Here is a 26,029-nt window from a genome sequence, read left to right as displayed (position 1 = left end):
AATGACTCTTAAAGATTACAGTTTAAAAAGTAAGATTTTCTTTTTCTTTATATTGCTGTTGATTGCCGTCCAAACAGTATCGTTCTTTACTACCCGCTTCTCTAATGAACGTTTAGAGGAACAACAATTAACCTCTCAACTATCACAAGCTGAAACGCTACTTAAAAATGAGTTAGACAGTCGCAGCTACTATCTAACAGCATTCGTTGAAACAGCGGCAAAAGATTACGGATTAAAACAAGTTCTTGTTGAAGATACCCGAAGTTTACTAGTGGCATTGAATAATCATCGCAAACGAATTGATGCCGATATCGCCATCGCATTTAATAATGAAGGCACTATAATTGGTGAATTAGTTGTTAAAGACTCCAACCAAGAAATCAAACGAGTTAGTGCAGGTAATCAGATAAAGGAAAAATTTGCTTATCAAAATTTTTTAAACGACGAGTCAGAACAGTTATTTTTTCCTATAGACAAAGAAATTTATCAATTAGTTATTACGCCATTAAAAAATGGTGACATGATTATCGGCCATATTGGTTTTGGTTATGCCATCAATAGCCGTTTAGCGAACCGACTTGCAAATTTGACAGGGTTTAGCGTTGGTTTTGGATTGGAAAATTCTGGCAATTGGCAATGGCTAGTTTCAGAGCAAGTTGGATTATTTGATTACTCGGCGCTTGACGAACCTGACAGTAGTTTTTCACCATTATCTGATAATAGTAGAAGCACTTATATATACGCTAATTACGTTTTAGGTGATGTTGATAAACAAAGCCTTACAGCGACCACCTTTCAATTACGTTCAAATTTGATCGCGGCTATAAAACAAGACAGTGTACAGCTATTGTTAATGATTGCCGTTACCTTAATAATGTCGTTAATCGGCGCTTACATCATTGCAAGCGGCGTAACTATGCCACTGAGAAAGTTAGTCAGTTTATCCAAAGATATTGCTCAAGGTAATTATGAGCAAGATATAAATATCGGTAAAACTCGTGAATTCTCTCAATTGGCCGATCAATTTGAGCACATGCAAGAAGCCATTCAATCACGTGAACAAGAGATCACCGAGCAAGCCTATTTAGATAGTTTAACGGCACTACCAAATCGAAATCAGTTTTATCGTGATTTACCGAAAGTAGACAACCCTTTCTTGCTTTGCCAAATCAATATTCGTCGTTTATCTGATATCAACGATACCTTAGGACATGAGGTGGGAGATGAAGTAATTATCGAAGTTGCAAACCGCCTGCGATCATTAAGTCAGCCACTTTATCATACCTCAGGTAATGGCTTTTTATTACGTTGTGATAATGAAACAGAAGACGACATAAAAGAATGTAGCCAAAAAATTAATTCAGTTATCGAACAAAGTTTTAATTACCAAAACATAGATTTACATCTACAAGTAAATATCGGTGTTTCAACCAGTGATGGTTGGACCCAAGCAAATCAACTATTGAAAGAAGTAGACGCTGCAATGCAAATTGCTAAGCGCAGTAATTTATTGTACCAACTTTATGATCGTCAAATTGACCAAAACACTCTAGACCGATTGCAACTAGTAAATAGACTGCGATTAGCGATTGAAAAAGATGAGTTCGTGCTTTTTTATCAACCTAAATTAAATTTACAAAACAATCGTATTGAAGAAGTAGAAGCCCTCGTTCGCTGGAATCATCCGGTAAACGGTTTAATTACGCCCGATGCGTTTATTCAAATAGCTGACCAAACCGGGCAAATGGCAGCGCTAAGCAATTGGGTATTAAACAAATCAATAGAGCAATTTTATATATGGCGCGAAATGGGGTTAGAATTAAAAATTGCAATTAACATTTCTCCTGAAAATCTACTTGATGATGATTTTTGTCAACAATTGGTTTCGATATTTAAGTCCCACGACAAGTTAAATGACTCGATCCGTATCGAGATCACCGAAGATGCCTTTATGGATCACGACTCAAAAGCTGTAGAAAATATCAATCTATTGCGAAAAGAAGGTATTTACCTGTCTATTGATGATTATGGAACTGGTTATTCTTCTCTTGCTCAGCTTAAAAATTTACCGGTACAAGAGCTCAAGATTGACCGCTGTTTCGTTCAACAATTAATAAGCTCTGATGCCGACAAACTTATTGTGCGTTCAACCATACAATTATCTCATCAACTCGGTTTAAAAGTAGTAGCCGAAGGCGTAGAAGATAAGAAGACTTTAGATTGGCTAATTTCTCAAGGATGTGAAAAAGCACAGGGGTTTTATATTAGTAGACCATTAGCCGCGGACAATTTTTATACTTGGCTAAAACAGTCGGATTACTCAAAAAATGAAGAAAAACAACAAGTGGACGGCATCACTAGCAACGTTAGCACTTTTAACCCTAGCTAAAAATACTATAGCTGTTGAGCACACAGTTCACGGCTTAGTTGATGCAAGAGTAAGTTATGTCGATGGTATAACGACTCATCTTGATGGCGGATATGGTAAGTTTCGTTTTGAACCAGATAGCAATGTTTCGTTAAGTCATGGTGCGTTAACTTATAGATTGGAAACCGACACCCCAGTTAGTGCGCATGTTGTCGCATTAAGTTATGTTGATGGCGTGCAAAATGAGTTAGGTATAAGTGAGGCTTATCTAAAATACCAAGGCTTAGTGAGTCAGTCAGGACATCGCTTTTCCGCAAGAGCTGGATTTTTCTATCCAAGAATTTCTCTTGAGAATAATGCTACTGCTTGGACCTCACCTTATACCCTTACCTATTCAACTTTAAATAGTTGGATAGGTGAAGAAGTTAGAAACACTGGAATCGAAATGAGCTGGGATTGGCTTGGAAAGTTTCGCAATTCAGAGCATGATTTTGGGTTAACCGCATCGCTTTATCAAAATAATGACACTATCGGTACGTTGTTGTCTTGGCGTGGCTGGACTCAAAGTAGCCGTCAAAACCTTTATCACGAGCGTATCAAATTACCGCCTACAAGAGCACGGCTAGGCGGATGGTTAAGTCAGCAGTCTGAAGAAACCGATCCTTTTATAGAACTTGATAATCGCATTGGTTATGAAGTCAATGGTCGTTGGCACTGGAAGCAAAAGTTGCATTTAAATTTCGGCTATTACGATAATAATGCTGACACTAAAGTATTCAAAAAAGGCCAATATACTTGGCACACAAAATTTCTACATGTAGGTATTAAGTCTCGATTAAGTCCAAGTATTACTTTAATTAGTCAGTTTATTGATGGCGATACATTAATGACATCCCCTACAGGGATGCGTGTCGTAGTAAATGATTATCGAAATGGTTTTGTTATGTTGAGTAAAAAAGTAAATCAACATCGCTATAGTATGCGTTTAGAGGAATTTTCTGTCACTGATAACGATGAAATGCCAGATGATGATAATGATGAATACGGTAAAGCAGCGACGATAAGCTACCAATATCGATTTTCTAAAAACTGGTTTATTCAGGCGGAAGGTAGCATTGTAAAATCAGAGAGAACAAGTCGAGAGTACAGTGCTGATGACACTGAATTAACAGAGACGCTAACTCAAATAGCAGCTAAATATTATTGGTAGCTGCTACTTGAATTAATATTATCTGTGTAAGCCTGATAAAATGGAATTTAAATTAGCTAAACAACTGAAACACTTGCTCTCTACCCGAAAGTACAAAGAGTAATGCTAAGTCACCGTCGCTTACATTATCTTTTACGTACGTTGCGCCCTGCTCTGCGTTTTCGGTAATGATAATATTATCAGCTAATATCCCTTTTTCTAAGGCTCTTTGTTTAATGATGTCAGGCACTTCACCTAATTCTCGCCCTCTTAAGTAATGCTCAAGTTCATGAATAACCAAGACATCAGGAGCCATCGTTAATGCAGCGTCGGTTAATGCCATTATTTCTTCATTACTTCTGTCACCAGCCGATGACATTAACAAAAACTTTCGATTACCACCGATATTCTTTAAGGTATCAGCCATTGCTAGCATTGAATGCTCATTGTGAGCAAAATCCACGATAATTTTAGCGCCATTGGTACTAAATACATTCCCCCTGCCGGGGTTATCATTTGCATCCGAACGAAAACTAGTTAGTCCTGCAGTAATCGCTCCAACTCCAATACTTAAGCCTTTGCAAAGGGCGATAACAGCAAGAACGTTTTGAACATTATGTTTGGCAGCTCCGCCAAAACACATTGGAATATCATTAACATTTGCGATAACTTGCGCCGAAGGATTTTTATCGCTCGCGCGGTGATGATAAATCAATTCATCATTCAATAAATAACATACTGGCTTATCTTCACTAATATGACGTTCAATCTGAGGATTATCAGGCGATAATGAAAACCAACATATGTTTGTAGTTAACTGCTTTGAAAATTCAACAAGCTCGGCATCATCTGCATTTAATACGATATAACCACCTTGTTTAACGCCCTTTGCCACTATGCCTTTAGCTTGCGCTAAATCGGCTAAGGTATTAATGCCATATTGACCCAAATGATCATTGGCAATATTGGTCATCAAAGCCACATCAACTTGCGGAATTGGCAAACCACGGCGCAATAAACCACCTCGCGCTACTTCTAATAAGCCAAGCTCGGTTTTATTGTTTCTCAACAGCATTCTAGCGCCACCAGGACCGGAGTAATCACCTGTATCGATAATGTCTTCGCCGACCCGTATAAAGTCAGTAGACGTTACCCCTGCACATAAATTCGCATGTTTGATAATATTTGAAGCTAAACGTACGCAAGTAGACTTGCCGTTGGTGCCCGTTATATAGGCCACAGGAATGGTTTTATAACCTGACCAGTTTATGCTTTTTGCATCAGGTAAATTATCAATAGGCCAAACCTGAACCGTTTGACCGTAGCCTAATGAAAACTCATCATCATCAGCAAGCCAGGCTACATTATGTTTTTCAGCCAGCCGGATCAATGTCAAAAGTTCGGGTTGAATCTCTTCACTAATTAATTGCTTTAGTTCGATGATAACGTCTTTAGCGCTTTTCTCAGGTCGCTGACCAGAAACGTCTGCCACAGCGAAGTTCCAGGCATGCTCAATTAATTCACAAGCAGCATAAAGCGCGTCCATTGGCGCGCTGATTGCCAAAGTTAAACCACCAGAAAACTGTCTGACAAAAGTCTTTTCATTATGCCAGTTAACACTGTCTAGCAAACTTTGCACATGACACTGCCACGCTTGTTTAACAGCAGATTGGGAATAACCGTCGATAAACACATCGATTACCGCTCCAGGTTTGTCCGATAGCAAGTTTTTTCCGGTTAAGCGCCGGCAATCATCTAAGATCAAACTTTGAGTCATGTTAAATCCTTAAAGCCTAATCGCTATCTTCTTCAATTTCTTCATTTACCACACGCACACCACGGCTATCTTGAACAATTTTAAGTCCTTGCTCTAGCACAAATGGATCGGGCTCGTTGGTATCTAACATTGAAACCACAGTTTGCACTGGTGTTTGTTCATTTTCACTTACTGGTTTATCACTATTAAAGTTGATGATTTGCTTCCAACTACGCGTAATGTTGTCACCAAACACCATAACTAAATCATCACGATCAGCCAATTGTAGCGACTTTTCGATGGCTTCAACTTCATCAGGGATTATAAATATCTGTTCTTCTCTAATACCTGCGCTCTTTAATGAACTAGATAGGATATCAGGCACTTCTGTCACGCCTCGACCACGACGATTGTCATCAGCTTTACACAGGTATAAATCAAACTTACCAGCGGCAGCTAAGGCAATATTTTCGATATCTTGATCACGTCTATCACCAGGTCCTGCAAGAACAACAATACGTTTACCTTTGATTTCTAACTTGCTCGCTAAGTCGCTCATCAAGCGCACACCATCGGGGTTGTGTGCATAATCTAAGATCACTCTAAAGTCATGTTCATCATAAACATTCATACGCCCAGGAGCTTGGAAGAAGGTGGTATTAAAGGTTCGTAAGCCGTGGCGAATATCTTCTAACGATTTATTTAAACCAAAAGCCAGTGCTGCCGCGAACATGGCATTTTGCACATTATGGATAGCCTTACCTTCTAATGTCGCAGGGATCAAATGAGTCCACAATAATGGAATATGAGAGCCGTTATCAAAGATAGTGATCATGTCACCATTGATGCCCTTTTCTAAAACAACCGCTTTACCACCAGCTCGAATATGCTCACGTACTAGGCCATGGCCAGAGTTAATGGTGACATAACAAATATGCTCTGCCTTAGTATGATCAGCCATTTTTAAACATTCAGGATCATCGGCGTTTAAAACGGCAGTGCCCTTTGTGACTTCCACAACGATTCGTTTTATTTCTGCAAGCTGGGCAACTGTATCGATTCCCTTAAGGCCTAAGTGGTCTTCTTGCACATTGAGTACTGCGGCTACATCGTTGTGACGATAACCTAAGCCTGCACGTAAAATACCACCACGAGCAGTTTCTAATACCGCAATATCTACCAGTGGATCTCGCAGTACAATATTTGATGATACTGGCCCTGTCATGTCGCCTTTAACGGATAAGTTACCATCAATATAAACGCCATCGGTTGATGTCATACCCACCACATTGCCGGCAGTTTTTAATATATGAGATAACATTCGCGAGGTTGTCGTTTTACCATTAGTACCAGTAATGCCTGCTATTGGAATGGTTGTTGGCTCACCAGGCTTGAATAACATGTCCATCACCTTACCTGCCACATCCCTTGGCTTACCTTCTGAAGGGGCAACATGCATTCTAAAACCAGGCGCAGCATTAACTTCAACAATACCACCACCGATATCTTTATAGGATTGGGTAATATCATCAGTTAAGAAATCGACGCCACCTACATCAAGTCCTACCGCCATAACCGCTCGTTCAGCCATTGCTTTGTTATCTGGATGAACAACATCGGTCATATCAATTGCTGTACCACCTGTTGATAAGTTTGCCGTTGAGCGTAAGTAAAATATTCTGTCTTTTTCTAATACTGAATTTTCATCTAATTCCGCTTCTTCCATTAGCGTTTGTGCTTGGCGATCTAATTCTAATTTAGTCAGTACCTTCTCATGACCGACGCCACGTTTTGGATCCAAGTTAACAATATCTACTAACTCACTTATGGTATGTTTACCATCACCAACGACATGTCCTGGTACGCGCTTGGCAACAGCGACAAGCTTATTGTCTACCACTAACATGCGATGATCTAAGCCGGTAAGGAAAGATTCGACTAATACAGAGCGACCTGTACCATATTCGCGAGCATGCTCAAACGCTGCACTAACTTCTTCGTCACTATTTAGATTAATCGAAACACCACGACCATGGTTTGCATTAAGTGGTTTTAATACAACTGGAAAACCGATACGACGAGCTGCTCGAATAGCGGAATGCTCTGAGTAAGTTAAAATTTGTTTTGGAACCGGCAAGCCTAAATCGCCTAATAAGGTATGGGTATCCTCTTTGTCACAAGAGATCTCAACCGCAATATGTTTAGTTTCAGAAGTAATTGTCGCCTGAATTCGCTGCTGGTATTTACCGTGACCAAATTGAACTAACGAATAGTTATTTAAACGAATCCAAGGAATGTTTCGTTGTTCAGCGGCATGTACTAACGAGCCTGTACTTGGCCCAAACTCTTTACGTTGAGTAAATTTTATAAAATCTTCTAATTCAACTGCAAAGTCAAAATCTTCAGGCAATTTGTGTTCAACCTGATTTTGCACGTCTTGCGGTAATAATGAGATCAATAAATTACGACCAAGTTGCGCAGCTTCCAATCCAACGTCGCGTTGATGGTATTCAAAAATCATGTTGTATTCCGCTTCAACACCAGTAGAACGGGTTTTACCAAAACTTACATCACTACCAGCCATACATTGTAATTCAAGGATCACGTGCTCCCAGATATGTCCCATCCAGGTGCCTTCATCTTCTGACAATCGACGAATAAAACCACCAGCTTCTCGATAAGAGCAACCGTGTTCAGTTAAACCTGGTAAAGCATCCGTTAAACCATTAATAAAATCTTGTCCTAATGACACTGAAGGATACTGTTCTAATACACCTAAATTAATAACATGTCTTATTACGGGGAAATGAGCATATAAATTAGGACCAACATAGACATTGGTAGAAACGATTTTCATATAGATTCCTTGGCGAAAAAATTAGCAGACGAATACAAACCGTGACGTGCAATTCGAAATTGAAACACCTCTAAATTCGCAATTAAAATTAGTACCATGATGTAATTAGAGTTACTAAATATGCAGGACAATAGGCAGCATCATTAACAGCTCAAATCGAATAGATTTATACATAATGGTTTTATTCATTTGAGTATAATTCACTTTCAGATTTTATCTCGTTTTAAACTGTAATTTGTTGGGAAATTTTGTTATCCAAAAAATCGGCTTAAATCGCTTAGCTAAATCCGTTATTTTGCCAAGGTTAAAAAACAAAAAAGGTAGCCTAAGCTACCTTTTGATTTATCGAAATTTTTAGCGTTGCTAATATGAAATTAATTACCGTCAACTTCACGGGTAATGATGTTGTATACAGAGCCTTCACTCAGCATATGTAATTTCAAGCCAACTAACGTTACTGCTTCTCCATGACCGGCTTCAGCCATTGAACTATGAATAAGATCAGATGGGTCAATAACCGTAATCGAACCACTACCGACAACTTCTAAATCATTGTCTGGACCGATAAATGCTGCAGTGTCTTCATCAATACCGATTGCCGAAGCAAATGGGTTATATGATACCGCTGATAACAAACGACCTAATCGATTACGCTGACTAAAGTGTTGATCCAATATTAACTTATTAAATAAACCTAAGCCTGGTGCAAAAGTTACGCCTTGCTCATTAGGAAGTGAACCTGTTCTACCGCCAGCAATCATATGCTCGGGCATTATCGCCGCGCCAGCAGAAGTGCCAGCTATATGAACACCATCAGCGTTCAATCGACGGATTGCTTTGGCAACCGGTGTGCCGCCAATAATCGTCGACAGACGCAATTGGTTACCACCAGTAATAAAGATACCAGACGCATTCTCCATGGCATCTAAATAATCTTCACGAAAGCTATCTTCACGATCATTAATAGGCAATGAAACAACATCTTCCACACCAATCTCATTAAATACTTTAATGTAATTTGGTCCTGTTTCTTCTAGCATTGAAGCCGTAGGAATGACGACAATTTTCGCTTTCTTGCCACCACAAAGGCGCGCAAATTTACGCAAAATGACTGGACGGTCTACTCGCTCTTCAGCTCCACCAATTGGAATAATATAACCACGTTCCTGACCTTCAGATACTTGTGATGCACACATACAAAACCTCTACTCAAATGTTCCTTTTATTACTGACTGGCCGTCTTTTAAATGCCAATGGCCCATCGCCATTACATCAGTAATATTTAAATCTTTATCTAATACAACAAAGTCTGCATCGTTGCCTTCAACGATTCGGCCTTTATTATTTAGGCGTAAATATTCTGCTACGTTTGATGTCAACATAGGTAAAACTTGTTCAAAGTCTATGCCTAATTCAACACTCTCTTGTAGCGCTTCGAGCAAGGTTATTGCTCGGCCAAAATCCATTTTGGTTAAATTACCCTGACAATCAAAAAATGGCATACACCCACCGCCGTCAGAGCTTACCGTAATTTGTTCTAGTGAAACCTTGCGATCAACAGCTATTTTGATTGCTTCTGCCGCGCTATAGCCCGGCTCACTGCAATCTTTTGGGAATGCTGTGATGTCGATGTTGCAACCAAGTTTTAGCAGTTGCAAGCTATCTTCATAAAGCGGTTTATTGCGATTAACATGCGTTGGATTAAACACCCGCGCAGGGATTTCAGTTTCACTGATAGCACGCTCGATTAATTGCAACTTACGATCACCATCACCTAAATGAAAGTGTATAACACCGGCTTTACCGGTTATTAAACCTGCAACATGAGCCTCGCTAGCTAGCTTGATCACTTCATCAAATGTTGGCTGGCTTGAACGATGATCACTAATCGCAAACTCGCCAATGCCGATAACTGAATCGAGATAAACAATATCTGTTTTTGCACTACCTGTTAATGTCGTCAGAGGGTAATGATAACCACCTGTCCAACAATACGCAGACATACCTTCTTCGCGTAAACCATTCACTTTAGCAAGAACATTTCCCGTTGTTCTCGTGGTGTCATCAGTACCGAGTAGGCCGATAACCGTAGTTACGCCAGCATGAGTGAATTCACTTATATTTACTGGCGGTACTTGTGTGCTAAAACCAGCCTCACCGCCACCACCAGTAATATGTGCATGACTGTCCACAAATCCTGGCACTAAACGTTTACCAGCCAAATCAACAAGGCTAACATTTAACGATTCCGGCAACTCTATTGCCTGTTCGCTTATCGCGACAATTTTGCCACCAGCGACAAGGACATTGCGATTGCCAACAAACTTAGGCGTATATAAGTTCGCATTAGTAATTAACGTTAATTGTGACGAATTGGTCATCTTGATTCAGTTCTCTTTTGATTGGCGGCTATATTAACAAATTTCTAAAGATAATCATAAATACATTGGTGTAATCATTTGTAACTATTGCCTTAATTAATGACGAAAATTATTTAAAATAATAATAGAACATTATAATCATTTCGATAAAAGCGATTGTTTTGCTACAATCCTGACTTCACTCTCACTCTATTTGATCATTGAACTATGACTTTATTCGAAAAATTACGCTGCTTGTTTACCTTCGGCCAAGGTGTAGTATTACCATTACCTGAAATTCCAGATGATAAATCACCGTTTAAAATATTCGAATCGTGGTTTGATGATGCCAATAAATCAGGTATTTTATTGCCGGAATCAATGTCGGTAAGTAGCTGCAGTGCTGATGGGCAACCATCTTGTCGCATGGTGTTGCTTAAGGCGTTCGATGACAAAGGGTTTGTATTTTATACCAATTACGGCTCACGAAAATCTCAAGAATTAGAAGCTAATCAAAAAGTCGCTTTATTATTTCATTGGGGCGTATTACAACGTCAAGTTAGAATCGAAGGCACAATCGAGCGCACGACAACGGAAGAATCTGAGCAATATTTCCATAGCCGCTATCGTGGCAGTCAAATTGGCGCATGGGCGTCGAAGCAAAGTGAAAAGTATCAATATCCAGATGAACTAAAGGATAGAGAGAAGCAGTTTGAAAAAGAGTTCTCTGGTAAGGAAGTACCGCTACCAGAATTTTGGGGAGGATATAGAGTGGTGCCACATTATATAGAGTTTTGGCAAGGTCGAGCGAGTCGTTTACACGATAGAGTTTGCTTTGAAAGGCAAGACGACAACTGGCAAACCTTTAACTTACACCCTTAAACCAGTATTTAATCTTAACTCTTAAAGTGCAATAGGCGCTGGTGATATTTGATCACTAGCGTTATTTATTCTCATCAAACGTCAAAACCTAATGTAAATACTTTAATTCTTTTGATGATTTATAAGCTGGGATCTGACTAAATTGTTGATACAGTTTATTAAATTCTTTCTCTTCAATTTGATTAGATTTACCAAAAATAATTTTTTCTGCTAATTCTTCTAACCTCTGTTGCTTGCTGTTCATACGATTAACTCCTACGTTAGCTAAAACAATCACAAATTTTTATTCAGCATCTTCTTCACGAATCAATGCATAGAGCTCTTTAAACTCATGCTCTTCACGCGGATTTATGGTGCCTTCAATTATTTTGTTTGCTAATTGCTCTAAACGCTTATGTTGTTGTTCAGCCATATCATTTCCCGCTTCGTTATTTATCAATAACTAGATATTAACAAACCATTTACAAGCATACTGTTGTTATACCCGATCAAAATGTAGCAATTTGTTATCAATACCAAACGAAGCGAAAAAGCCTAATGACGGAAAGTTTCGTATGCATTAGTTAGTTTGTTTAAAGCAGTTAAAAAAAAGTTTTAGAATGAAGTTGTAAAAAAAAATTTAAGTAGAGATATTAAACAGAGCTTTTAGGCAAAAACTCTAGAATGAATTCTGAAAAAACAAATAAGTTGATTTTCTAGAAGGTAGAAAAACAGCTAATTAGTTTGACGCTTTGGCTGAACTATCTTGCTCACATTCACGTAACTGATGATACAAGTAGGTAAATTCTTCTTCTTCAAACGAATTGATAGTACCGGCGATAATCTTATCCGCAAGTTCGCTGATTCGAGCACTATTTGAGTTTTTCATAATTATTAGTTTTGAATTATTAATGTTATGTATTTTTTATATCAAACAAATAACAGTTATGAAAGTAAAATATCAAAAACAATTAAAATGATATCGATATCTTAACAATTTAGTAACAAAATTACATGATTATCATATTTATGTAATTTAAAAACACAAAAAAAAGGAGTGCAATGCACTCCTTTCAATATAATTATCAAATTGATATTTAGTTGCTAAGGTTTAACCACCAAAATCATCAAGTAAGATATTTTCATCTTCCACGCCTAAATCTTTAAGCATACCGATAACTGCCGCGTTCATCATTGGTGGACCACACATGTAGTACTCACAATCTTCTGGCGCTTCGTGGTCTTTCAAGTAGTTTTCATAAAGTACATTATGAATGAAACCTGTCATACCATCCCAGTTATCTTCTGGTTGAGGATCCGATAGAGCCACATGCCAATCGAAATTATCATTCTCAGCCGCTAGACCGTTGTAATCATCTTCATAGAACATTTCACGAAGTGAGCGTGCACCATACCAGAAACTCATCTTACGCTTAGTCTTAAGACGCTTAAGTTGGTCAAAGATATGAGAACGCATTGGCGCCATACCTGCACCACCACCGATAAATACCATTTCGTTTTCAGTTTCTTTAGCGAAGAACTCACCAAATGGACCAGAAATAGTAACCTTATCGCCAGGCTTAAGGTTAAAGATAAATGATGACATTTTACCAGCTGGTAAATGTAAGCGTCCAGGAGGCGGCGTAGCGATACGCACGTTAAGCATGATAATGCCTTCTTCTTCTGGGTAGTTCGCCATTGAATAAGCACGTAAAGTCGGCTCATCAACTTTTGATTCTACATCGAAGAAACCAAAGTGTTCCCAGTCACCACGATATTGTTCTTCAATATCGAAATCTGAATATTTAACGTGATGCGCAGGTGCTTCAATTTGAATGTAACCACCGGCACGAAACGGTACAGATTCGCCATCAGGAATACCAAGCTTAAGTTCTTTGATGAACGTCGCTTTGTTATCGTTAGAGATAACTTCACATTCCCATTGTTGAACACCGAAGATCTCGTCTTCAAGTTCAATTTCCATGTCTTGTTTAACCGCAACTTGACATGCTAAACGACAACCTTCTTTCGCTTCACGCTTAGTGATGTGACCTAATTCAGTTGGAAGAATATCACCACCACCTGAATGTACGTCTACTCGACACTGTCCACATGTACCACCGCCACCACAGGCTGATGGAATGAAAATACCTTGGTCAGCTAATGCGCCAAGTAGTTTACCGCCAGCAGCAGTAGTAACAGCTTTCTCTGGATCGCCGTTAATTGAAATTTGCACGTCACCGTCACTTACCAACTTAGATTTAGCGAATAGAATCACTAATACTAAGGCAACAACAATAGCGGTGAACATGCCTACGCCTAGAATAATCTCTTGCATAGTATTTTCCTTTAAACCTTGAGGTTAAGGGCAAATGCCCTTGACCGCATTAACCTTATAACGAGATACCGCCGAAAGAAAGAAAGCCAAATGCCATCAATCCTGAGGTGATAAACGTAATACCTAAACCTTTCAAACCATCAGGTACATCTGAATACTTCATTTTCTCACGTAAACCCGCAAGTAAAACGATAGCTAGTGCCCAACCGATGCCTGAACCAATACCATAAACTACAGACTCACCAAGAGTTAAGTTTTTAGCAACCATGAATGATACCGCACCAAAGATTGCACAGTTAACTGTGATCAATGGTAAGAAGATACCTAGTGCTTGATATAATGCAGGGAAAAACTTATCAAGCACCATTTCTAGAATTTGTACCAACGCCGCAATGACACCGATAAAAGTAATGAATGATAAGAATGATAAATCTACAGACTCTGCCGGATCAGTAATACCTAACATCGAATCTAGTGCACCTGGCGCTAGAATTGATTGGTAAATGATTTGGTTAGTCGGTACGGCGATACCTAGTACTACAACAACTGCAACACCAAGGCCGATAGCTGTGTCTACTTTTTTAGATACAGCTAAGAATGTACACATACCTAAGAAAAACATTAATGCGATGTTTTCAATAAAAATAGCTTTTACTAGTAATGCTAAATAATGTTCCATTGAATTAATCCTTCTCTACTTGTTCAGGTTTAAACTGGCGAATTGCCCAGATAATTAAACCGATGATGAAGAATGAACTAAACGGTAGTACAAGAAGACCGTTTGCTTGATACCAACCACCATTTTGAACAAGTGGTAAGATTTCAATTCCAAATAAGGTACCAAAACCAAATAACTCACGGAAAAACGCAACAGTCATTAAGATGAAACCGTAACCTAAACCGTTACCGATACCATCCATAAAGCTAACAACTGGCTTTTCTTTCATTGCAAATGCTTCAGCACGCCCCATTACAATACAGTTAGTAATAATCAAGCCAACAAAAACGGCTAGTTCTTTAGATAACTGGTAAGAGAATGCTTTTAGCACTTGGTCTACTACGATTACTAGTGACGCAATGATTGCCATCTGTACGATGATACGTACTGAAGATGGTATGTGATTACGGATAATCGAAATAAATAAGTTCGAGAATGCTGTTACAAAAACAACCGCTAACGTCATTACCAATGCATTAGCCATTGAGCTAGTAACCGCTAGTGCAGAACAAATACCAAGTACTTGTAGAGCAATAGGGTTATTATCAACGATAGGTTGCGTTAATACTTTTTTAGTACTTACATCACTCATTAGTTAATCCCCTTTTCGCGAATGTTAGCAATATAAGGACCATAGCCCTCTTCGCCTAACCAGAAGTGGATAGTTTTCTCAACACCAACACTTGTTAATGTCGCACCAGAAAGACCGTCAACATCGTGGATATCACCAGCTTTAGCGTTGCCTTTAACGATGCGAATAGCAATTTCACCTTCGTCATTGAACATCTTTTTGCCTGGCCATAATGCTTTCCACTTAGGGTTTAACACTTCAGCACCTAAGCCTGGAGTTTCTTTATGATCAGAATAAATAACTGACTTAACTGTGTTAGCGTCAGTTTCTAAACCGATAAAGCCGTACATTAGATCCCAAAGACCTGAACCAACGATTGGTAAAATAATCGTATCAATTGTGCCTGCACCATTTCTTACTAGGTACACAACAGCGCTATTGGCACGACGGTTAATACCGGCAATATCATTTTCTGGTTTAATTGATTTTGATACATCGCGAGCTTCACGACGTTCTTCAAACATATCCGGGTTACCTTCAATGTATTCACCAGTGTTTAAGTCGATCATTTTAGCAGTAACAAACTGGTTGTAAGTTGCAACGATGCCATCTTTTTCACCAAGTTCTAGTAGGCCTGCGGCTTCTAAAATCTTAGTTTGTTGATCTAGTAACTTGTTGGCAACTTGTCTGTCTTTTAGGCCTACTGCAGAAACAGAAACTAATGCAGCACAAACTAAACAAACAGCAACAACGAAACCTACAGTTCCTAAGAAACTTTCTTTTTTACTAGCCACGAGCAAGTCTCCTTTTCACATTCGATTTAACAACGAAGTAGTCAAATAGTGGTGCAAACAAGTTGGCAAAAAGGATTGCTAACATCATACCTTCAGGGAAAGCAGGGTTAACAACACGTACAAGTACTACCATGATACCTACTAAGGCACCGAAGAAGTATTTACCGGTGTTTGTAAATGATGCTGAAACAGGGTCTGTTGCCATAAACATCATACCAAAAGCAAAACCACCAACGACTAAGTGCCAGTACCAAGGCATAGCAAACATAGCGTTTGTGTCACTACCGATTTGGTTGAATAAGAAAGACATTGCAACCATACCACCGAACACACCTAAAACGATGCGCCATGATGCGATACCTTTATAAAGGATATATGCACCACCAAGTAATATAGCGAACGTAGATACTTCACCAACAGAACCAGGAATGAAGCCCCAGAATGCATCCCACCAAGCAGCGTTGATTGTGTAATCAACGGTACCAGCTAATGCTGCGCTCAATGGTGTAGCGCCAGAGAAGCCGTCAACTGCAACCCACACTGCATCACCTGAAATTTCTGCAGGGTATGCGAAGAATAAGAATGCACGACCCGCTAATGCCGGGTTCAAGAAGTTCTTACCAGTACCACCAAAGATTTCTTTAGCGATTACAATACCAAACGTGATACCAAGCGCTGCTTGCCATAACGGGATAGTTGCAGGAAGGATAAGAGCAAATAGAATAGATGATACGAAGAAACCTTCGTTAACTTCATGCTTACGTACTGCAGCAAATAGTACTTCCCAGAAACCACCAACAATAAATACTGTTGCATAGATAGGTAGGAAGAAACATGCGCCGTATAGCATCATACTAAACCAGCCGGAATCAACTGTTAATGTGCCGCCAAGCATGCTAAATAGAGCAGTTTGCCATGTATCAGGTGTAGCAAAACCAGCAGCCAAAGCGTCAACCGCTTGGAAACCGATGTTGTACATACCAAAGAACATTGCAGGGAATACTGCTAACCAAACAGTGATCATAATACGTTTAAGATCAATGCTGTCACGGATATGAGTTTTACCCTTAGTTACATAACCAGGAGTAAATAAGCCTGTAGCAACGGCTTCGTATAATGCGAACCATTTCTCGTGCTTACCGCCTTTTTCAAAATGCGGCTCGATATCTTCAATAAACTTTTTCAAGCCCATGTCTAACCTTCCTTTTCAATAGTGGTTAGGCAATCACGAAGGATAACGCCATAATCAGTTTTACCTGGACATACGAAAGTACTTAGCGCTAAATCTTCTTCGTCTAGCTCTAATGCACCTAGTTGCTGAGCACCGTCAGTATCGCCGGCACACAAGTCACGTAATAACAAGGTAGGTAAAATATCTAGCGGCATAACGCGCTCAAAGTTTCCAATTGGAACCATCGCACGAGAAGAACCGTTAGTTGTCGTAGTCATGTTGAATAACTTGTTACGGAAAAAGTGCGACATATATGCACGTGTAACAGAGAACATGTTAGGACCTGGGTACATGTAACCGATAAATTCTTTTTCACGACCTTCAAGTAATGCACTTACTTGAACGTTGTAACGACCTAAGTAGTCGTGCACACCGCGAGCAGAATGGCCAGTTAACAATGAACCAGAAACTGTACGCACTTCGCCATCAGCTAGTTCGTTAGCGGTAATTTCGCTAACTTTCGCACCTAATACAGTACGTACTAAACGTGGCTCTTTCACTGCAGGACCTGCAACAGAAACAACACGGCTAGAATCTATTTTACCTGTGGTAAATAATTTACCAAATGCGATAACGTCTTGATAACCAAGATGCCATACCATTTTCTCAGCCGATACCGGCGATAAGAAATGGATATGTGTACCAACAAGACCTGCAGGATGCTTACCAGCGAATTCAGTAACGGTTGCGTTACCTGCTGGAATATCAGCACCTGGCGCTTTTGATACGAATACCTTGCCTGAAGTTAACGTTTCAAGAACGGCTAAACCATTCGTAAACGCTTCACTATCTTCGGCAATGATAACTTGTGGATCTGCGGCTAATGGATTGGTATCCATCGCAGAAACAAAGATATCAGCGGCAACGCTACCTAAAGCAGGTATCTTGCTGAATGGGCGAGTTCTTAACGCTGTCCATAATCCAGATTTAACTAGATTGGCTTCAACATCTTCGCGAGGTAAAGACGCTAATTGGTCAGCGGCATAAGCGTTGAATGTTTCTTCTTCGTCACCGTTTACTTCGATAACAACAGATTGTAAAACACGCTTTTCACCACGGTTAATTTCTTTTACTACACCGGCTGCTGAGGCTGTGAATAAAACGCCAGGGTTCTTTTTGTCTTCAAAAAGTGCCTGACCTTTTTTAACGCTGTCACCTGCTTTTACAAACATGGTTGGGCGCATACCCACATACTCTTCACCTAGTGTCGCAACGGTATTGATGGTCGCACCATCATGGATTACTTGCTGGGGAACACCTGTTACAGGAATATCCAGACCTTTTTTTATTGTAATCATAAACACATGCACTACTTTAACGAGAGTTTAAGCCAAGATTATTCGCCATTAGCGTCACTTGACCTGTGTTAGCTGGCAAACTCATATCGAACATAAAAACGTTCAATAATTGTACCAACATAATTTCCAAAATTTTCAGGCGCGAATATTACCACAAAAACAGGGGGTATTTCTATGGAAAGGATCACATTTAATAACAAATTAGCTGTATTTAGAATTTTAATTCATAAGAAAATTTTTAAATACTTATAAATCAATAACTAAGAAGAGAAGAAAAGAGCTGATACTTTGGTCTAACAGAGGGCATAAAAAAGTGCCAAATAGACTTTTAAATTGTCTATTTGGCACTTTTGTAAATAAATTTAAACTAAGTTGTTAATGTTCGCTAAAGGACTCACATCAGCATCATAATCAACACCGTCAACCTCAAAGCCAAACAACTTCAGGAACTCGTGGTTATAACCTTCATAGTCAGTTAATTCATCAATAGTTTCTGTTTGAGTTTGATCCCAAATTTGTTGAACTCTATCTTGAACACTATCTTCAAGTTCTTTCAAGTTTTGCATAATACGATTATGTTCATCTAGATCACGATCGGCACTGTACAAGTTGTCACGGAACAGACCTTGGATCTGGTGAATTGGATTTTCATGAGTACCGTCGTCTTTCATCACTTTGAACATTGAAGAGATGTATAACGGCATAATTGGAATCGCAGAACTTGCTTGAGTTACAACAGCGTTTAATGAAGTAACAAATGCTTCACCATTGATATCGCTAGTAACTTTGCGGATCTCAGTTGCAGCACGATCTAAGTCTTCTTTAGCGCGGCCAATTGTAGCTTTGCCGTATAATGGCCAAGTTAACTTCTTACCAATGTAGGTGTATGCAACCGTTTTAACGCCTTCGGCAAGAACACCAGCTTCACTTAGTGCATTCATCCAAAGTTCCCAGTCTTCGCCGCCCATTACTTTAATGGTGCCAGCAATTTCTTCTTCCGTTGCAGGTTCAACCGCTACTTCTTCAATAACACGCTTAGACGTGTTTAAGCTTTTAGTTGTAAAACCGTTACCAATTGGCTTAAGTGCCGATGCGTAAACTTCACCAGTGTTTGGATCAGTACGACGAGGAGAAGCCAAAGAGTAAACAACTAAATCAACTTGACCTAAGTCTTCTTTAATTGTCTCAATAACTTGTGCCTTGATTTCATTTGAAAAGGCATCGCCATTGATGTTCTTAGAATAGATACCAGCTTCATCTGCAGCAGTTTGAAATGCAGCAGTATTGTACCAACCAGCAGAGCCTGTACGTTTTTCAGTAGGTTCTTTTTCGAAAAATACACCTAATGTACTTGCACCGTTACCAAATGTAGCAGTAATTCGAGACGCTAAACCGTAACCAGTTGAAGCACCAATCACTAACACTTTCTTTGGTTTGTTATCAGATTGAGGTTGCGATTTAACGTAATCAATCTGTTCTTTAACGTGTTGAGCACAACCAGTTGGGTGAGCGTTTGTACAAATAAAACCACGAACTTTTGGCTTGATAACCATAATAAAACCTTAATTTTCAATTATATAGTTGCATCTGAATGAATCATTCAAATACTTTTAAAATAAATCTGCCGCTATTGTACCTAATAATTAGCTTGATGAGGTCAGAGCAGCCGTTTTTTTTCAAAAAAAACACAGATAATTGATTAGTTATCAGTTATCTGTGTCAGTTAGCTGTTTAAATATTAGAATCGCTAAATTGGCGAGACTAGTTATTTTCGATTTTCGAAATAGGTATGATCCGTTACTTGATGATATACCTTAACTTGATCATAAAACGCTTTGTATGAATCCCAAATTTCTTTCACTACTGGATCATTTGCCGCTTTCTCATTGATAACTTCAGCAGTCGTTGCCTTTAATTTTTCGATTACATCTCTAGGGAATTGCTTAACTTGTACGTCATGCTTTTCCACTAATGTGATTAACGCACTTGGACTACGAGCTGTGTATTTGTTGATCATATCGTCATTGACCGCACGCATTGCAATAACAACCATTTCTCGTAAATCGTCAGGCAATTCATTTAATGCTTGCTCGTTGACGATGAACTCAAGGGTTGCACTTGGTTCTTGCCAAACCGTTGAGTAATAATATTTGGTGGTCTTATAAAAGCCAAAGGCTAAATCATTGTGAGGTCCTACCCACTCAGTTGCATCGATAACGCCGCTTTGCAAAGAAGAAAATATTTCTCCGCCAGGAAGTTGCACTGGTAATCCGCCGGCTCTCTTAAACGCTTCACCGCCTATACCACCGATACGCATCTTCAATCCTTGTAGATCGTCGACAGAGTTAATTTCTTTATTAAACCAACCGGCAAACTGCGCACCTGAATTACCGCCTGGAAATGGTACTAAGCCAAATGGCTTGTATAGCTTTTGCCATAATTCTAGACCGCCACCATAATATAGCCAACCGTTGGTTTCAGTCATATTCATACCAAATGGTACTGCTGTAAAAAACGGTGCTGCATTCATCTTTCCAGTCCAATAATATGCTGCACCATGGCCCATTTGTGCGGTTCCAGATTTAACCGTATCAAACACTTCAAAGCCTGGTACTAATTGACCCGCACCAAAGACTTGCACCGTTAAACGGCCGTTACTCATTTTATTAATATGTTTGGCAAACTCTTCTGGCGCTTCACCTAAACCCGGAAAGTTTTTTGGCCAAGTAGTTACCAGCTTCCACTTAAAGGTTTTTTGTGATTTAGCAGCGCCACTTTGTTCTACCTTTTTTTCACCACAAGCGGTCAACAACAATGCTGATGATGCCAGTACTAATGCTAATTTTTTGAACATGTTCATTTTGTTATATTGTTCCAATCATTTGATACGTAAGTTTTTGTATTTGTTTTTGTATTTGTTTTTGTATTAGTTCTTATATTAGTTTTGTCATTTTAATATTCAGTAATTTACCGAATACATTTAACCATAAATTTTATTTGGTAACCAAGTGACCAGCTCTGGCCATATCGCTAGAGCGACAAGTAAAATTAGCTGTATGATAATAAATGGTATAACGCCTTTATATATTTGCGACGTTTTAATCGCTTTATCAGCAACGCCGCGTAAATAAAATAATGCGAAACCAAATGGCGGTGTTAAGAACGACGTTTGCAGATTCACCGCAATCATTATACCGAGCCAAATTGGGTTTATATCCATCATTAACAATATCGGTGCGACAATCGGCACAACAACAAAGGTGATCTCAATAAAGTCTAGTATAAAGCCGAGCAAAAATATCACTAACATAACGATAATGGTCGCGGTTATTGCGCCGCCAGGCAATTGTTCAAAGAAATTTAAGATTATTTCTTCACCGCCTAAGCCTCTAAATACCAGTGAAAATAAACTAGCACCGAGCAATATTAAAAATACCATAGAAGTAATTTTCAAGGTATTTTGCATGATCGACTTGAGATTTGTCAGCGATAATTGGCCACTAAACTGCGCTAATACTAACGCGCCAAATGCACCAACACCCGCTGCTTCAGTTGGTGTTGCAAAACCGCCAAGAATAGAGCCTAAAACAACAGTCATGAGTATCAACGGTGGTAGCAATGATTTTATTAGTGTTGACCAGTGCATAGGCTCGACTTCGTCAACGTTGGCAGGTGGTACTTTTTCAGGGTTCATAACTGCCATATACATTGAATAAGCAATGTATAACACTACTAAAATTAACCCTGGTACTACAGCGCCCGCAAACAAATCACCAACGCTTACCGTATCAGGATTGAAGTTACCCAATTTAAGCTGCGCTAATTGATAAGAATTAGACAGCACGTCACCAAGTAAAACCAGAGCGATAGATGGCGGAATGATTTGTCCTAATGTACCCGTTGCACAGATAATTCCAGTCGAAAATGATGCATCATAGCCACGTTTGATCATTGTTGGTAATGACAATAACCCCATAGTCACTACGGTCGCACCAACGATACCGGTGCTTGCCGCTAATAACATTCCAACAAGGGTTACCGAAATCGCTAAACCGCCGCGTACACGACCAAACAATTGTGCCATTGAAGTCAGTAGATTCTCAGCGATTTTTGCTTTTTCAAGAACGCCGCCCATAAAAATAAACAGCGGTACTGCTAGCAAGGTTTGATTATTCAAAATACCGTAATAACGTGACGGCAGCGCTGATAAATAAGAACTATCAAAATAGCCAAGCATAGTCGCAACGCCGGCGAAAATAAGTGCCGTTCCAGCTAAAGAAAAGGCAACAGAATAACCAAGTAATAACACAAAACAAATGCAGACAAACATTAACAACGCGAGGTATTCCATTATCCTTCCCCTTGCGAATTAGTGTTAATTATCAATATGTTTCGAGCGATTTCTGCTACACCTTGCAAAATTAATGTGATCACCAATAATAAAATAAGTGACTTATTCAAATATACTGCAGGCAGGCCGCCCGGCTCTTTTGATTTTTCTAATATTTCCCAACTCAATAACACGTAATCGATGCTCACGTAGAAAATAAAAAGACAAACCGGCATCAATAAAAATAAGGTACCAAATAAATTCACTAATGCTTTTTGTTTTGCGGAGAACTTTTGATAGAAAATATCAACACGCACATGGCCATCATGTTTGAGTGTGTAGGCTGCGCCTAACATAAATATTGCACCGTGAGCATAGATCACAGATTCTTGCATGGCGATCCACCCCAAGCTAAATCCATAGCGCAGCAGAACAATCGCAAATGTTGTGATTACAATTAGCAATGTTAACCAAGCAATCGCTTTGCCGGTAAATTCTGTAATTGAGTCAATAACCTTAACCAGGTTATTCAAATAGGTGTTTAGCATGAAGTGTAATTATTATAATAAGTTTCAATGACCACTATAAATAGCAGAAAATCAACATCGATGGAATATTATTTCCCGCCGCCCATGCAGTTGGGTGATTGCGGGGCATTTTGAATTTCTAACCATTGTTTCTCAGTATAAGTGTGCATCGCAAGTGCATGAATGCTGTTTGCTAATTCGTCCGCCAGCACCTCGTTAATCATGCGATGGCGCGGCAATAAACGTAAACCATCAAATTTTTCGCTTACTACAACCACTTTGAAATGGGATTCACTACCTTCCGGCACGTTATGCATAAAGCTTTCATTGATTACTTCAAGGTGTATAGGTGAAAATTCATCTTTTAATTTTTGTTCAATTATATCTGCAACTGACATTTCTTTATCTCGTTTAAGTATTGGTAGCGTTCGCATTATTTGCGTTAGTTTCATCTGCGTTGATTTGGCGATAGGTTAAATTTATTCGACCCGCTACTATTTTTTTGGTCTTCGGTAAACAGTGTTGCCAGTTACTTTGTAACTGACCACTCATCAATAGTAAGCTCCCTGATTGTAAATTTAATTGCAGTTTTTCACCACTAGTTTTATGTTTTAACACAAATTTTCGGGTTTGCCCTAGGGTTAAAGAGGCTATTAGCGGCTGAACACCAAGCTCTGTCTCATCGTCACTATGCCAGCCCATTGAATCATTTCCGTCTCGATAGTAGTTCGCCAAGACCGAGTTAAAACTGCCGCCGCTGTATTGTTGAATATCATTTTTAATATTCAACAACTCAATATGCCAAGGTAATGGCGTCATGGTTAACCCTGAATATGTATACTCAGCTTGTTTATCACCGTACCAAGCTTGTAGTCTAGGACTTAATACTTTCTTTCCATACAACACAATACTTTCTTGTCGCCAAGCAAGTTGATGGTTAAATTTCTGGTATAAACCGGCCGCTTTCACTTCACTATAAAAGTCAGCTAAATATACTACATCGCCGTTGCATAGCACGACTTCTTCGTTACTAAAAAGATCTGTCATTAATCAATGGAATTGGTATTCGGTTTTTGCGACAATAAAAGTAAGTATCCTAGTTAAAGATAAAACATGCAAAGTCCTTTTTTACATCACGATGAGCCATTAATTCTCGATCGCTATCCGTTGGCGCAAGTAAACCGTTCTTTACAAGCATGGGATGCTGCCGATGAATTAATCATTAAACATTTAAGAGAAAACGATGTTTTGAATGATGGCAGCAAAATTGCAGTATTTAACGACAGTTTCGGCGCTTTAGCGCTGAACTTATATGAATACAATGTTCAGCTTTGCAATGACTCTTATATTTCGCATATGGGTATAAAGCACAATATGCAAAACAATTTTATTCCAATGGAGAATGTCGTTCTTACTGAATCGACTGCACAATTGGAAAGCCCAGTCGACATTGTGCTGCTCAAATTGCCAAAGAGTAATGCTTTTCTAGAGTATCAATTACAACAAATTCGAAAAATAGCGACCGAAGCAACACTGATTATTGCCAGTGCTCGGGCTAAAGATATTCACACTTCAACATTAAAATTATTTGAAAAACACTTAGGCGAAACAAAAACCTCATTAGCAGTAAAAAAAGCGAGATTAATTTTCAGTAAACTTGATCCATCAAAAGCCACCTCGCCTAATGAATACAAAACTTGGACACTCGATGGAAAACGTTTCGGCGTACCAGACTTTTTAATTCGTAATATGGCCAATGTATTTTCGCGGGATAGCTTAGATATTGGCGGCGGCTTTTTGATGGAGCATTTACCCAAAGTAAATCGAGACTCTGTCGTTGCCGACCTGGGCTGTGGTAATGGGGTAGTAGGTTTAACTATGCTTGCTAAAAACCCTAGCATTGAAATGCAGTTTTATGATGAGTCCTACATGGCGATAAAAAGCTGTCAAAAAAATATTGAAACTAATTTACCTGAACAGTTGTCTGATTGTCAGTTTCGAGTCAATGATTGTTTAACCGATGTTGACGATGAAAGTTTCGATTTGGTGCTTTGTAATCCTCCATTTCATCAACAACAAGCAGTTACCGACCATATTGCGTGGCAAATGTTCAAGCAGAGTTATAAAACTTTGAAAAATGGTGGAGAATTAAGGATAATAGGCAACAGGCAGCTTGCATATCATGTAAAGTTACAGCGCCTATTTGGTAATTGTAAAACAATTGCTAGTAATAAGAAGTTTGTCATTTTATCAGCGAAGAAATAATGAATAATAAGATTTTTGCGACAATGATTGCGTTATCAGTAATATCGGGTTGTGCAAGCAAGCCAGAGACTATTGTATTGCAACCTAATGTAACCAATATGCAAGGTAAAGTGTATAAAGATCATTCCGCTAAATTAGTGGTTAGCGATTTGCGCAGCACGAATCATGTTGTCGAAGTACTTGGTATCGAGAAACCTAGTACCATGATAGACGCAGACTCTTCATTGCAAAGTGTACTAAACACAGAGTTTTCGGAAGAATTAGCGTCCCAAGGACTAAAAGTTAGTAATGATTCAAACATTAAACTGCAACTTTTAGTGGAACGAGCGCGCACTTATGTCAACCAAGACGTACTTGATTACCGAGCTAATACCATTATTAAACTCAAGGTAAAAGTTGATACTATCTCTCAAACTATGAGTAAAACGTTTACTCAACGAGCAACAAGCCGCGGTGCATTTGACGCCGATATAGAAGATTTACAAATTGACTTTAATCGACAATTATCAAAATTGATTTCAAAAGTATTAACCGATCAACAACTGCAAGAATTTATTAAGGGCTAA

The 26,029-nt window shown here is 39.1% G+C and carries 24 protein-coding genes; 5 read left to right on the top strand and 19 right to left on the bottom strand.

The genetic code is table 11. From position 1 onward, the window contains the following. Window position 1: 1 nt before the first annotated feature. The gene (locus LT090_RS04175; RefSeq protein ID WP_068546053.1) at window positions 2-2,389 is read left to right on the top strand and encodes a bifunctional diguanylate cyclase/phosphodiesterase; all 2,388 of its coding nucleotides are present in this window, start codon (window positions 2-4) and stop codon (window positions 2,387-2,389) included. Then, window positions 2,328-3,578 carry a hypothetical protein gene (locus LT090_RS04170; protein WP_068546054.1) on the top strand — a complete coding sequence of 417 codons (1,251 nt, stop codon included), beginning with the start codon at window positions 2,328-2,330 and terminating at the stop codon, window positions 3,576-3,578. Before LT090_RS04175 ends, LT090_RS04170 begins: the two co-directional genes overlap by 62 nt. Before the next feature lie 52 nt (window positions 3,579-3,630). Here the strand turns inward: LT090_RS04170 and LT090_RS04165 are convergent, their stop codons facing one another. The 4 genes from LT090_RS04165 to iadA form a co-directional block, all read right to left on the bottom strand. Next, the gene (locus tag LT090_RS04165; RefSeq protein WP_068546055.1) at window positions 3,631-5,334 is read right to left on the bottom strand and encodes a Mur ligase family protein; all 1,704 of its coding nucleotides are present in this window, start codon (window positions 5,332-5,334) and stop codon (window positions 3,631-3,633) included. A 16-nt stretch (window positions 5,335-5,350) separates the two neighbouring features. Further along, on the bottom strand, window positions 5,351-8,170 hold the full coding sequence (gene cphA, locus LT090_RS04160) for a cyanophycin synthetase (protein ID WP_068546056.1): 2,820 nt from the start codon (window positions 8,168-8,170) through the stop codon (window positions 5,351-5,353). Between the two features lie 374 nt (window positions 8,171-8,544). Further along, the gene (locus tag LT090_RS04155) at window positions 8,545-9,366 is read right to left on the bottom strand and encodes a cyanophycinase (protein ID WP_068546057.1); all 822 of its coding nucleotides are present in this window, start codon (window positions 9,364-9,366) and stop codon (window positions 8,545-8,547) included. Window positions 9,367-9,375: 9 nt separating this feature from the next. Further along, on the bottom strand, window positions 9,376-10,551 hold the full coding sequence (gene iadA, locus LT090_RS04150) for a beta-aspartyl-peptidase (protein ID WP_068546058.1): 1,176 nt from the start codon (window positions 10,549-10,551) through the stop codon (window positions 9,376-9,378). Window positions 10,552-10,758: 207 nt separating this feature from the next. Between iadA and pdxH the strand changes: the two genes are divergently transcribed. Beyond that, the gene (pdxH, locus tag LT090_RS04145; protein WP_068546059.1) at window positions 10,759-11,412 is read left to right on the top strand and encodes a pyridoxamine 5'-phosphate oxidase; all 654 of its coding nucleotides are present in this window, start codon (window positions 10,759-10,761) and stop codon (window positions 11,410-11,412) included. 88 nt (window positions 11,413-11,500) lie between these two features. On the opposite strand, the gene LT090_RS16990 is transcribed toward pdxH, so the two are convergent. From LT090_RS16990 to LT090_RS04085, 15 genes are all read right to left on the bottom strand, one after another. Next, window positions 11,501-11,656, bottom strand: coding sequence for a hypothetical protein (locus tag LT090_RS16990; protein ID WP_157726613.1), 156 nt, complete (start codon window positions 11,654-11,656; stop codon window positions 11,501-11,503). Window positions 11,657-11,695: 39 nt separating this feature from the next. Next, window positions 11,696-11,824 carry a hypothetical protein gene (locus LT090_RS17185; protein WP_257785275.1) on the bottom strand — a complete coding sequence of 43 codons (129 nt, stop codon included), beginning with the start codon at window positions 11,822-11,824 and terminating at the stop codon, window positions 11,696-11,698. 306 nt (window positions 11,825-12,130) lie between these two features. Continuing rightward, window positions 12,131-12,280 (bottom strand): hypothetical protein, encoded by a 150-nt coding sequence (locus tag LT090_RS16985; RefSeq protein WP_157726614.1) that lies wholly within the window; start codon window positions 12,278-12,280, stop codon window positions 12,131-12,133. Window positions 12,281-12,502: 222 nt separating this feature from the next. Then, entirely contained in the window at window positions 12,503-13,729 is a 1,227-nt protein-coding gene (gene nqrF / locus LT090_RS04140; protein WP_068546060.1) for an NADH:ubiquinone reductase (Na(+)-transporting) subunit F, read from the bottom strand. Window positions 13,730-13,784: 55 nt separating this feature from the next. After that, a complete protein-coding gene (gene nqrE / locus LT090_RS04135) occupies window positions 13,785-14,408 on the bottom strand; it encodes an NADH:ubiquinone reductase (Na(+)-transporting) subunit E (protein ID WP_068546061.1) in 624 nt (207 codons plus the stop codon). A 4-nt stretch (window positions 14,409-14,412) separates the two neighbouring features. Further along, window positions 14,413-15,039 carry an NADH:ubiquinone reductase (Na(+)-transporting) subunit D gene (locus LT090_RS04130; protein ID WP_068546062.1) on the bottom strand — a complete coding sequence of 209 codons (627 nt, stop codon included), beginning with the start codon at window positions 15,037-15,039 and terminating at the stop codon, window positions 14,413-14,415. Further along, window positions 15,039-15,812 carry a Na(+)-translocating NADH-quinone reductase subunit C gene (locus LT090_RS04125; RefSeq protein ID WP_068546063.1) on the bottom strand — a complete coding sequence of 258 codons (774 nt, stop codon included), beginning with the start codon at window positions 15,810-15,812 and terminating at the stop codon, window positions 15,039-15,041. Before LT090_RS04125 ends, LT090_RS04130 begins: the two co-directional genes overlap by 1 nt. Continuing rightward, on the bottom strand, window positions 15,805-17,004 hold the full coding sequence (locus tag LT090_RS04120; RefSeq protein WP_068546064.1) for an NADH:ubiquinone reductase (Na(+)-transporting) subunit B: 1,200 nt from the start codon (window positions 17,002-17,004) through the stop codon (window positions 15,805-15,807). The genes LT090_RS04125 and LT090_RS04120 overlap by 8 nt, the downstream gene beginning before the upstream one ends. Window positions 17,005-17,006: 2 nt before the next feature. Further along, a complete protein-coding gene (locus tag LT090_RS04115; protein ID WP_068546065.1) occupies window positions 17,007-18,341 on the bottom strand; it encodes a Na(+)-translocating NADH-quinone reductase subunit A in 1,335 nt (444 codons plus the stop codon). A gap of 362 nt (window positions 18,342-18,703) precedes the next feature. Further along, a complete protein-coding gene (fabV, locus tag LT090_RS04110; RefSeq protein ID WP_068546066.1) occupies window positions 18,704-19,894 on the bottom strand; it encodes an enoyl-ACP reductase FabV in 1,191 nt (396 codons plus the stop codon). 212 nt (window positions 19,895-20,106) lie between these two features. After that, window positions 20,107-21,201, bottom strand: coding sequence for a TRAP transporter substrate-binding protein (locus LT090_RS04105; RefSeq protein ID WP_332452286.1), 1,095 nt, complete (start codon window positions 21,199-21,201; stop codon window positions 20,107-20,109). Between the two features lie 120 nt (window positions 21,202-21,321). After that, the gene (locus LT090_RS04100; RefSeq protein WP_068546067.1) at window positions 21,322-22,692 is read right to left on the bottom strand and encodes a TRAP transporter large permease; all 1,371 of its coding nucleotides are present in this window, start codon (window positions 22,690-22,692) and stop codon (window positions 21,322-21,324) included. Then, complete coding sequence (locus LT090_RS04095) at window positions 22,692-23,219, bottom strand: TRAP transporter small permease subunit (protein WP_068546068.1); 528 nt, start codon at window positions 23,217-23,219, stop codon at window positions 22,692-22,694. The genes LT090_RS04100 and LT090_RS04095 overlap by 1 nt, the downstream gene beginning before the upstream one ends. A 68-nt stretch (window positions 23,220-23,287) precedes the next feature. Then, a complete protein-coding gene (gene bolA / locus LT090_RS04090; RefSeq protein ID WP_068546159.1) occupies window positions 23,288-23,596 on the bottom strand; it encodes a transcriptional regulator BolA in 309 nt (102 codons plus the stop codon). Window positions 23,597-23,609: 13 nt separating this feature from the next. Then, window positions 23,610-24,245, bottom strand: coding sequence for an alpha-ketoglutarate-dependent dioxygenase AlkB family protein (locus LT090_RS04085; protein ID WP_068546069.1), 636 nt, complete (start codon window positions 24,243-24,245; stop codon window positions 23,610-23,612). A gap of 66 nt (window positions 24,246-24,311) precedes the next feature. On the opposite strand from LT090_RS04085, the gene LT090_RS04080 reads away from it, so the two are divergent. Then, entirely contained in the window at window positions 24,312-25,463 is a 1,152-nt protein-coding gene (locus LT090_RS04080) for a methyltransferase (protein ID WP_068546070.1), read from the top strand. Further along, a complete protein-coding gene (locus LT090_RS04075) occupies window positions 25,463-26,029 on the top strand; it encodes a YajG family lipoprotein (protein WP_068546071.1) in 567 nt (188 codons plus the stop codon). The genes LT090_RS04080 and LT090_RS04075 overlap by 1 nt, the downstream gene beginning before the upstream one ends.

The organism is Thalassotalea crassostreae (assembly GCF_001831495.1).
GTDB lineage: Bacteria > Pseudomonadota > Gammaproteobacteria > Enterobacterales > Alteromonadaceae > Thalassotalea_A > Thalassotalea_A crassostreae.
Note: the sequence above shows the minus strand (reverse complement) of the source record. Positions and strands in the feature narration are given on the sequence as shown.